We start from the raw sequence: 10,888 nt of genomic DNA, 5'->3' as shown, positions 1-10,888 counted from the left end.
TAATGTATATTTGCTCATAAAAAAACTGCACCTTGTGAGTTGGAGGGGATGTCCAACTTTTGGGGTGCAGTTCAAATGTTTCAGACGGCCTTTATCCACTTAGGATTTTACAATACGACCATTAGGGTAAATACTGCGGTAAGCAATATAAGGGGACAGCAGTAAAACTGCGCTGACAGGTAGGAATAGTAAAAGTATGATCATGATAATCCACTGGCCTAACATGCTGCCTAATACGCCCCACATAAAAGAATAGAGAGCCACACCTACAACATAAACTAATATTGCAGGAATATTACACATAGCCGCTTTAACATTAGCTTTAATAGCCTCCCATGGCTTCAGACCATCTAAAACAATCAAAGCGGGGGTTAATAAAAATATAGACAAAAGGACAATAACAATCAATACAACACCTATCATCATTGCCCAATGACCTGCAAAATATAGCGGAATGATAAGCAAACTAACAGCTATACTGAACAGCACCTGAAGTAACAATAAAATGAAAAAACTCATTTTTTTATCTAAAAAAACAATAAAAAAATCTTTCACATCAAATGCTTTTCCATTATTGATATTGTTAGCAACATACATAGCTCCGCCTACTAAGCATGAACCCACCCAGCTGAATACAATACCTTTTAAACTAGAAAGCGCATTAATTCCTAGTAAGTCAATAATAGAAACCACAAAGCCTACGATCATATAGGCCAATAATACGCCTATCCATTTCCACGGATGAAGTTTGAAAATACCGAAAGCGTCGGTAATCCACTTGATGCCTGCAGAAGCAGGAAGGCGTTTGGGTTCGTGATATCGAACTTCCTGTGAAGTGGGTATTTGGTTTTCCATAAAATTCCTATTATAAAATCAAAAATTTAAACACAATAAAGGCAGCCAGTGCATACTGACTGCCTTCTTACCAATTATTTTGCCTGCCAAGAATCTTTCAGCGTTACCGTGCGGTTAAACACCGGCGTGTCTTTGCTGTGGTCTTTGCGGTCGGTGACGAAATAGCCGATACGCTCGAACTGCCAACGGCTTTCGGCGGGCAGGTTTTTGGCTGCGGGTTCGGCATAGGCGGTGATTTCTTTGACGGACTCGGGGTTGAGGAAATCGGTAAACGGCAGGTATTCGCCGTCTTCGCCGCGCACGGCATCGGGACGCTCGACGGTAAAGAGGCGGTCGTACAGGCGGACTTTGATTTCGGCGGCATGTTCGGCGGAAACCCAGTGAATCACGCCTTTGACTTTTCTGCCTTCGGGATTTTTGCCCAAGGTGTCATGGTCGATGCTGCATTTGAGTTCAACCACATTGCCCGCCGCGTCTTTCACGACTTCGTCGCACTTAATCACATAGCCATGACGCAGGCGCACTTCGCCGCCGAGTGTCAGGCGTTTGAAGCCTTGGGGCGGATTTTCGGCAAAGTCGTCCGCTTCGATGTAAATGGTTTGGGACACGGGAATTTCGCGCTCGCCCATTTCTTCGTGATTGGGGTGGAACGCGGCGCGGCGGCTTTGGGTTTTGCCGGCTTCAAAGTTGGTCAGGGTCACTTTGAGCGGGTTCAAGACCGCCATCAGGCGCGGGGCAGAGTTTTCCAGCTCTTCACGAATCGCACCTTCCAACACGCTCATATCGACGATGTTTTCAGATTTGGAAATACCGGCGCGTTTGGCAAACAGGCGCAGGCCTTCGGGCGTGTAGCCGCGGCGGCGCATACCGGAAATCGTCGGCATACGCGGATCGTCCCAGCCGGAAACATGGCCTTCTGAAACCAGTTGGTTCAGCTTGCGTTTGGACGTGATGGAATACAGAAGCTCCAAACGGGAAAACTCGTATTGGCGAGGACGGGTGGCGTGCGGCGCGGGGATGTTGTCCAACACCCAGTCGTACAGCGGGCGGTGGGCTTCAAATTCGAGCGTACACAAGGAATGCGTGATGCCTTCGATGGCATCGGAAATGCAATGCGTGTAGTCGTACATCGGGTAGATGCACCATTTGTCGCCGGTGTTGTGGTGATGGGCGCGGCGGATGCGGTAGATGACGGGGTCGCGCATATTGATGTTGCCCGAAGCCATGTCGATTTTCAGGCGCAGGGTTTTGCTGCCGTCGGGGAATTCGCCGTTTTTCATGCGTGTGAACAGGTCGAGGTTTTCTTCGACGCTGCGGTCGCGGTAAGGGCTGTTTTTGCCCGCTTCGGTCAGCGTGCCGCGGTATTCGCGCATTTCTTCGGGCGTCAAATCATCGACATACGCTTTGCCGTCTTTGATTAAACCGACGGCGTAGTCGTAAAGCTGGTCGAAATAGTTGGAAGCGAAACGCGGCTCGCCCGCCCAATGGAAACCGAGCCACTCGACGTCTTCTTTGATGGCGTTGACGTATTCGTCGTTTTCTTTTTCGGGGTTGGTATCGTCGAAACGCAGGTTGCACAAGCCGTCGTAAATATACGCCAAACCGAAGTTCAGGCAGATGGATTTGGCGTGGCCGATGTGCAGGTAGCCGTTGGGTTCTGGCGGGAAGCGGGTTTGGATGGCTTCGTGTTTGCCGCTTTTAAGGTCTTCTTCAATGATGGTGCGGATGAAATGGTTGTCCGCGAATTGGTCTTTATTGAGCATAATGGTTCTTTATTGGGAAGGGATTGGATTTCAGACGACGTATCTATAAAAGGTCGTCTGAAAAGGGCTTTATTGTACCCGACTTGACTCTATCGTTATAGTGGCGCACTCAAAGCGGCACAGGCTCGGCAACCAGCCATTCTACGCCCGCATCGCCCAAAACCTTCTGCATGGCGGCTTCAGGTATGCGGTCGGTAAATACTTTGTCAAACGAGCCGATGTCGCCCAGCCTGACCAAAGCGTTGCTGTTGAATTTGCTGTGGTCCACGCCCAAATACCTGACCCGCGCGTTAGTCATCATCGCCTGCATGACGCTGACTTCTTTATAGTCGTAGTCCAACAGCGAGCCGTCGCTTTCCACGCCGTGCGTACTCATGACGGCATAATCGACTTTAAACTGATTGATAAAATCAACCGTCGCCACGCCCGTAATCCCGCCGTCCAAAGGGCGCACGACGCCGGACGTGATGATGACGGTGTAGTCGGTGCGTGCGGACGTGATGGAGGCAACGTAAATATTGTTGGTGATAATCCGCAGGTTTTTGCGCTGCTTGACCAACTCGGCGGCAACGGCTTCCATCGTCGTGCCTATGCTGATAAACAGTGACGAATTGTCGGGAATGTTGGCGGCAATCAGGCGGGCGATGGCGTTTTTTTCATTTTGACAGTGGTTTCGCTTGCCCTGCGCCGCGCTGCCGGAAATATCGCCGACCGACGCCCCGCCGTGGTAACGCTTCAACTGACCGCTTTCGCTCAACTCCTGTATGTCGCGGCGTATGGTCTGCGGGGTAACGTCCAAGGCTTCCGCAAGCTGCTCGACCGTCATGAAATGTTGCTCGCGCACGAGCGTGAGGATATGTTCGTGTCTCTGTATTTTCGGTTTCATCTGGATTCGTTTCCATTCGTTCCGGTTCGTTTGAATTCGGATTGTACGCCTTTTGCCCGAAGTCGGAAAAGGCAGCCGTCGATTCGGCTTTTACCAAAACCAAAGGTCGTCTGAAAACCTGAATCCGGTTTTCAGACGACCTGTTTATATTGCAAACCGTTTACCAAGTCGTTACGAATTGTTCCAAATCGGTATTTTTCGCACCGCCCCCCTCTTCCACAGGAGAGCCGATCATCATCAGCCCGATGATTTTATCTTTATCCGAACAGCCGAATGCTTCGCGCAAGAGCGGGCTGTTGACCCACATTCCCGTAATCCACACATTGTCGAAGCCCTGCGCGGAAGCGGCAAGCTGCAACCCGTAGGCGGCACAGCCCGCGCTCAACATCTGTTCCCATTCGGGTTTGGGCTTCGCCACTTCGCGATTAGGCGCAAAAGTTACGCCGATAACCATCGGAGCCATATTGCCCACCCGCTCGGCCTTTCTCATAACATCGTCGCCAAAATTCAACTCGGTAACGGTCTGGCACAAAATTTCGCGGAAACGTTGCAATCCTTCCGCGCTTTGAATGACGGTGAAGCGGAACGGACGCATATTGCCGTGATCGGGAACCTGCGTAGCAGCTTGCAGCATTGCTTCCAGTTGCTCTGCGTTCGGCGCGGGAGCAGTCAGTTTTTTAGATGAACGACGTGTGGTGAGAAGGTGTAAAGCGTCCATTTTTTTCTTTCGAATCAGTTAAAACAGCGGTTTTTATAGCACAAAGCGAGTTGAAACACCATGTTTGAAAATGCGGCTGAAAGGCAGAGTAATGCGACAGGTGCCAACATCATTACATAAATTTACTCTACATAAATAGAAGCCGTTAATCTGCCGCCTCCAATATAAAGGTCGTCTGAAAACAAGCGCGGCAAATTTTCAGACGATCTTTATATATAGAAATAAAATCCTTAGCCGTAACGCCGTTGGAAATCGCTCATAAAGTCCACTAATGCCTGTACGCCTTCGAGCGGCATGGCGTTGTAGATGCTGGCGCGCATACCGCCGACAGTTTTATAGCCTTTGAGCAGGCACAGACCCTGCAGTTCGGCTTCGAGGACGAAGCGGCGGTCGAGTTCGGCTGAGGTGGTTTGGAAAACGACGTTCATTTTCGAGCGGGCATCGGGGCGGATTCGGTTGACGTAGAAGCCGCCGCTGTTGTCGATGGCATCATAAAGCGTTTGTGCTTTGATGTTGTTGACGGCTTCGATTTTTTTCACGCCGCCTTGTGTCAGCAGCCAGCGGAACACTAAACCCGACATATAAATGGCGTAGGTGGACGGGGTGTTGTACATGCCGTCGCGGTTGATGTGGGAACGGTAGTTGAAAACGTCGGGAATGCTGTCGGGGCAGCGGTCGAGCAGGTCTTCTCGGATGATGACGACGGTTGCGCCGGCGGGGCCAATGTTTTTTTGTGCGCCCGCGTAAATCAGCCCGTAGTCGGAAACGTCAAATTCGCGCGAGAGGATTTCGCTGGACATATCGCAAACGAGCGGCGGCAGGTCGTCTGAAAGTTTGGGAACGGTTTGGTATTGCAGACCGTTGACGGTTTCGTTGATGGCGAAGTGGACGAAGGCGGAGTTTTTGTCTATGTCCCAAGTTTCGACGGGCGGTAGGGCGGTGTAGTCGAATTGTTCGCCGCCGTGTGCCGCGAGTCGGATTTCGGTATCGGTCAGGCGGCTCATTTGTTCGTAGGCGATGCGGCTCCAGTTGCCCGTTACCACTGCATCGGCAGACGGAAAGCCATGCACCAAGTTCATCGCAACCATGTTGAATTGCGTGGTCGCGCCGCCTTGCAAGAACAGGATTTTGTAGTTGGAAGGAATGTTCAGCAGCGTGCGCAGGTCTTGTTCGGCGTGATGGAGGATGCTGAGGAACATTTCCGAGCGGTGGCTCATCGCCATGACGGGGAAGCCTGTGCCGTTGTAGTCGAGCATTTCCTGCTGCGCGGTACGCAATACGGCTTCAGGCAGGACGGCGGGACCTGCGGAAAAGTTGTAGATGGGGCGGGCGGACATGGCGAGGCCTTTTGTTTCGATGATAACAGCTTTGGATTTTAGAATGACGGCGTGCTTCGTGCAAGCTGTACGGAAGGAAAATGGGGTCGTCTGAAAAAGAATTGTTGAGAATAATATGATGATTATCAAGGGGTAAGTTTGAATAGTTATTTTTCAGACGCCCGTTTTTGTCAACAATTTTTAAGTTTCACTTTATGCAATCCGACATATTCATTATATGAGGTCGTCTGAAAAAGCCGCGATAAATCAACGCTTTTCTTTTGAGTGGAAAGCGGTTATAATAAGCCAATTTTTCAATTTTGACGAAAAATGGCCACGGGGCCATTTTTTTGTTTATGTACTCTGGGAGATTCATGGATATTCAAACAATTCTCGAAAAAACCCTGCCGGGTTTGGGCTACGAACTGGTCGATTTCGAGCTGACTGCGCAAGGCACGCTGCGCGTGTTCATCGATAAAGAAGGCGGGATTACCGTCGAAGATTGCGCGACCGTCAGCAATCATTTGAGCCGCGTGTTCATGGTGGAAGACATCGATTATAAAAATCTGGAAATTTCCAGCCCCGGCCTTGACCGCCCGCTGAAAAAAGCCGCCGATTTCGTGCGCTTTGCAGGACAGCAGGCAAAAATCAAAACCCGCCTGCCGGTTGACGGACAAAAGAATTTTATCGGCCGCATCGAGGGTTGTGAAAACGATACCGTAACGCTCTCTTTCGACGGCAAAACCGCGCAAATCGGCTTAGATAATATCGATAAAGCCCGCCTGCGCCCCGAATTTAAATTTTAAAACTTGATATTGGAGATTCTAAAAAATGAGTCGCGAAATGTTGCAACTTGCCGAAGCGTTGGCAAGCGAGAAAAACGTTGAAGCGGAAGTGGTGTTCCAAGCATTGGAATTTGCCCTTTCTACCGCAGCCAAGAAAAAAGCCGACCGCGAGCACATGGACGTGCGCGTCGAAATCGACCGCGATACTGGCGAATATCATACTTACCGTCGCTGGCTGATTGTTGCCGACGAGGATTACACCTATCCCGACCTGGAAAAAACCATCGAAGAAATCCAAGAAGAAATTCCGGGTACCGACATTCAAATCGGCGACTACTACGAAGAAACGCTGCCGAACGAAGGCTTTGGCCGCCAAGCCGCGCAAACTGCCAAACAAATCATCCTGCAACGCATCCGCGATGCCGAGCGCGAGCAAAATCTGAACGAGTTCTTGGCTGTTAAAGAAGACATCGTTTCCGGTACGGTAAAACGCGTAGAGCGCCACGGCATCATCGTCGAAGTCGTTCCGGGCAAGCTGGACGCGCTGATTCCGCGCGAACAAATGATTCCGCGCGAAAACTTCCGCGGCGGCGACCGTATCCGCGCGCTGTTTTTGCGTGTGGACGAAATAGGCAACACCGGCCGCAAACAAGTTATCCTCAGTCGTACTTCGGGCGATTTCCTTGCGAAGCTGTACGAAATGGAAGTACCTGAAATTGCAGACGGCTTGTTGGAAATCCGCGAAGTGGCACGCGACCCGGGCCAACGTGCGAAAGTGGCGGTTAAAGCCAACGACCAACGTATCGATCCGCAAGGTACCTGTATCGGCGTGCGCGGCTCCCGTGTGAACGCCGTCAGCAACGAATTGGCAGGCGAGCGCATTGATGTGGTGCTGTGGTCGTCTGAAACTGCCGAGTTCGTGATGAACGCACTGTCTCCTGCCGAAGTCAGCCGTATCGTGATTGACGATGACAAACATGCGGTTGACGTGATCGTTGCCGAAGACCAGCTTGCTCTTGCTATTGGTCGCGGCGGTCAAAACGTGCGCTTGGCATCTGATTTGACAGGTTGGCAGTTGAACATCATGACTGTCGAAGAAGCGGACGAACGCACTGCTGCCGAAGACGCAGCCATCCGCGACCTCTTTACCGCGCATCTGAACATCGACGACGAAACCGCCGATATTTTGGTGGAAGAAGGTTTTGCCACGCTGGAAGAAGTTGCTTACGTTCCGGCTGCCGAACTGCTTGCCATCGAAGGTTTTGACGAAGAAATCGTCGAAACCCTGCGCAACCGCGCGCGTGATGCGATTCTGACTATGGCGATTGCGTCCGAAGAGAAACTGGAAGAAGTTTCAGACGACATGCGCAATCTGGACGGCGTAGATTCCGATATGCTCCGCAAACTGGCGGAAGCCGGCGTAACCACCCGCGACGATTTGGCGGAACTTGCCGTTGACGAACTGATTGAAATAACCGGTGTAGATGAAGAAGCGGCGAAAAAAGTGATTCTTGCTGCCCGCGAACACTGGTTTACCGAAGAGAACTAATGGGGGTACAGATGAGTAACACAACCGTAGAACAATTTGCCGCCGAACTGAAACGCCCCGTCGATGATTTGCTGAAACAACTGAAAGAAGCCGGCGTCAATAAAAGCAGCGGCAGCGATTCCCTGACGCTGGAAGACAAGCAACTGCTGAACGCCTATCTGAAAAAGAAAAACGGCAATGACGGCGGAACCATCAGTATCCGCCGCAAAAAAACCGAAGTCAGCACTGTCAGCGGCGTCAAAGTCGAACGCAAACGCGGCCGTTCCGTAACGATTCCTTCGCCGGAAGAGCTTGCCGCCGAAGCTAAAGCCAAAGCAGTAGCTGAAGCGCAAAAAGCCGAGCAGGTTGAAGCGAAAGACCAAGCCGCAGAACAGGCGAAAGCCGAAGCTGAGGCCGCCGCCCGTGCCGAAGCGCGTGCGAAAGCCGAAGCCGAAGCTGCGAAACTGAAAGCTGCCAAAGCGGCCAAAGCCGAGCCGAAAGCCAAAGCGGAAGAAGCGAAACCTGTTGAAGCGGCTGAAAAACCTGCCGAAGCGCAAGCAGCTGAAAGCAAAGCCGACGACAAACCGGCAGAATCTGCTGCACAAGCAGTTCAGTCTGAAGAAAAACCTGCCCAAAGGTCGTCTGAAAAACCTGCCGAAGGCAAAGCCAAGCCTAAACAAGACAAAGGTAATAAAGGCAAAGACGCGAAAAAAGCGGCAAAACCCACTGCTCCAGCCGCTCCGCAACCTGTGGTCAGCGCGGAAGAGCAAGCGCAACGCGATGAAGAAGCGCGCCGTGCCGCCGCTTTGCGCGCCCATCAAGAAGCCTTGTTGAAAGAAAAACAAGAGCGTCAGGCGCGTCGTGAAGCCATGAAACAACAGGCGGATCAGCAAACCAAGCCCGCAGCCGAAGCCAAAGCCGGTGAACAACGCAAACCTGCTGAAAAAGCCAAGGCAGCGCCTGCCGACAACAAAGCCACCAACCCTGCGCGTGCGAAAAAAGAAGACCGCCACAATCGCGACGATGACAGTCAAGGCCGCAATGCCAAAGGCAAAGGCGGAAAAGGCGGACGCGACCGCAACGCCCGCAACGGCGACGACGAGCGCGTACGCGGCGGTAAAAAAGGTAAGAAACTCAAACTCGAGCCTAACCAACACGCCTTCCAAGCGCCGACCGAACCTGTCGTTCACGAAGTCTTGGTTCCCGAAACCATTACCGTTGCCGATTTGGCGCACAAAATGGCAGTCAAAGGCGTGGAAGTGGTCAAAGCCCTGATGAAAATGGGCATGATGGTCACCATCAACCAATCTATCGACCAAGACACTGCCCTGATTGTGGTGGAAGAACTCGGTCATATCGGCAAACCTGCCGCCGCTGACGATCCTGAGGCATTCTTGGATGAAGGCGTAGAAGCTGCCGAAGCCGAAGCATTGCCGCGTCCGCCGGTGGTTACCGTCATGGGTCACGTTGACCACGGTAAAACCTCGCTGCTGGACTACATCCGCCGCGCCAAAGTGGTACAAGGCGAAGCGGGCGGTATTACCCAGCACATCGGTGCATATCACGTTGAAACCCCGCGCGGTGTGATTACTTTCTTGGATACTCCGGGTCACGAAGCGTTTACCGCCATGCGTGCGCGCGGTGCGAAAGCAACCGACATCGTGATTCTCGTGGTCGCAGCCGACGACGGCGTGATGCCGCAAACCATTGAAGCCATTGCCCACGCTAAAGCAGCGGGCGTGCCTATGGTGGTTGCCGTCAACAAGATCGATAAAGAAGCCGCCAATCCCGAGCGTATCCGCCAAGAGTTGACTGCACACGAAGTCGTGCCTGACGAATGGGGTGGCGATGTGCAATTTATCGACGTATCCGCCAAAAAAGGCATCAATATCGACGCATTGCTCGAAGCCGTATTGCTCGAAGCCGAGGTATTGGAACTGACTGCCCCTGTCGATGCGCCTGCCAAAGGTATCATCGTCGAAGCCCGTCTGGACAAAGGACGCGGCGCGGTCGCCACCCTTTTGGTGCAAAGCGGTACGCTGAAAAAAGGTGATATGCTGCTTGCAGGTACCGCGTTCGGTAAAATCCGTGCGATGGTTGATGAAAACGGTAAAGCCGTCAACGAAGCCGGCCCGTCTATTCCGGTCGAAATCCTCGGCTTGTCCGACGTACCGAATGCCGGCGAAGACGCAATGGTGTTGGCGGATGAGAAAAAAGCCCGTGAAATCGCGCTCTTCCGTCAAGGCAAATACCGTGACGTCCGCCTTGCCAAACAACAGGCGGCGAAGCTGGAAAATATGTTCAACAACATGGGCGAAAACCAAGCCCAATCCTTGTCGGTCATCATCAAAGCAGACGTACAAGGTTCTTACGAAGCTTTGGCGGGCAGCCTGAAAAAACTGTCCACCGACGAAGTGAAAGTGAACGTGTTGCACAGCGGCGTCGGCGGTATTACCGAATCGGACGTCAACCTTGCCATCGCTTCAGGCGCGTTCATCATCGGCTTTAACGTGCGTGCAGATGCGTCTTCGCGCAAACTTGCCGAAAATGAAAACGTGGAAATCCGCTACTACAACATCATTTACGATGCCATCGACGACGTCAAAGCAGCCATGAGCGGCATGTTGGCGCCGGAAGAGAAAGAGCAGATTACCGGTATGGTTGAAATCCGTCAGGTCATCAGCGTATCCAAAGTCGGCAACATCGCAGGCTGTATGGTTACCGACGGCGTAGTCAAACGCGATTCGCATATCCGCCTTATCCGCAACAACGTGGTCATCCATACCGGCGAACTGTCTTCTTTGAAACGCTACAAAGACGACGTCAAAGAAGTCCGCATGGGCTTCGAGTGCGGCTTGATGATCAAAGGCTACAACGAAATTATGGAAGGCGACCAATTAGAATGCTTCGACATTGTCGAAGTTGCCCGTTCGCTGTAATTTCCAGTTGTAAATAAAAGGCCGAGACCTTTGCAAAATTCCCCAAAATCCCCTAAATTCCCACCAAGACATTTAGGGGATTTCTCATGAGCACCTTT

General features: G+C 51.9%; 8 protein-coding genes. 3 read left to right on the top strand and 5 right to left on the bottom strand.

All coding sequences use genetic code 11. The features are described 5' to 3' along the window. Positions 1 to 99: 99 nt before the first annotated feature. The 5 genes from AC5M9B_RS03130 to serC all read right to left on the bottom strand — a co-directional run bounded on the left by AC5M9B_RS03130 (position 100) and on the right by serC (position 5,559). Positions 100 to 855, bottom strand: a complete 756-nt coding sequence (locus AC5M9B_RS03130) for a BPSS1780 family membrane protein (RefSeq protein WP_070321059.1) — start codon at positions 853 to 855, stop codon at positions 100 to 102. A 74-nt stretch (positions 856 to 929) separates the two neighbouring features. Continuing rightward, complete coding sequence (locus tag AC5M9B_RS03125) at positions 930 to 2,618, bottom strand: glutamine--tRNA ligase/YqeY domain fusion protein (RefSeq protein ID WP_070655122.1); 1,689 nt, start codon at positions 2,616 to 2,618, stop codon at positions 930 to 932. 109 nt (positions 2,619 to 2,727) lie between these two features. Then, complete coding sequence (locus tag AC5M9B_RS03120) at positions 2,728 to 3,504, bottom strand: DeoR/GlpR family DNA-binding transcription regulator (protein ID WP_487648241.1); 777 nt, start codon at positions 3,502 to 3,504, stop codon at positions 2,728 to 2,730. Positions 3,505 to 3,664: 160 nt separating this feature from the next. Further along, the gene (locus AC5M9B_RS03115; protein WP_016688021.1) at positions 3,665 to 4,222 is read right to left on the bottom strand and encodes a nitroreductase family protein; all 558 of its coding nucleotides are present in this window, start codon (positions 4,220 to 4,222) and stop codon (positions 3,665 to 3,667) included. 230 nt (positions 4,223 to 4,452) lie between these two features. Beyond that, positions 4,453 to 5,559 (bottom strand): phosphoserine transaminase, encoded by a 1,107-nt coding sequence (serC, locus tag AC5M9B_RS03110; RefSeq protein ID WP_487648240.1) that lies wholly within the window; start codon positions 5,557 to 5,559, stop codon positions 4,453 to 4,455. Positions 5,560 to 5,912: 353 nt separating this feature from the next. On the opposite strand from serC, the gene rimP reads away from it, so the two are divergent. The 3 genes from rimP to infB are packed head-to-tail and all read left to right on the top strand — an operon-like array spanning position 5,913 to position 10,790. Next, positions 5,913 to 6,344, top strand: a complete 432-nt coding sequence (gene rimP, locus AC5M9B_RS03105; protein ID WP_003741871.1) for a ribosome maturation factor RimP — start codon at positions 5,913 to 5,915, stop codon at positions 6,342 to 6,344. Positions 6,345 to 6,369: 25 nt separating this feature from the next. Continuing rightward, on the top strand, positions 6,370 to 7,872 hold the full coding sequence (gene nusA / locus AC5M9B_RS03100) for a transcription termination factor NusA (protein WP_045072451.1): 1,503 nt from the start codon (positions 6,370 to 6,372) through the stop codon (positions 7,870 to 7,872). 11 nt (positions 7,873 to 7,883) lie between these two features. Then, positions 7,884 to 10,790 carry a translation initiation factor IF-2 gene (infB, locus tag AC5M9B_RS03095; RefSeq protein WP_487648239.1) on the top strand — a complete coding sequence of 969 codons (2,907 nt, stop codon included), beginning with the start codon at positions 7,884 to 7,886 and terminating at the stop codon, positions 10,788 to 10,790. Positions 10,791 to 10,888: the final 98 nt, after the last annotated feature.

The organism is Neisseria flava, assembly GCF_982712965.1.
The sequence above is the reverse complement of the archived record's forward strand: the minus strand, read 5'-3'. Positions and strand labels throughout refer to the sequence as shown.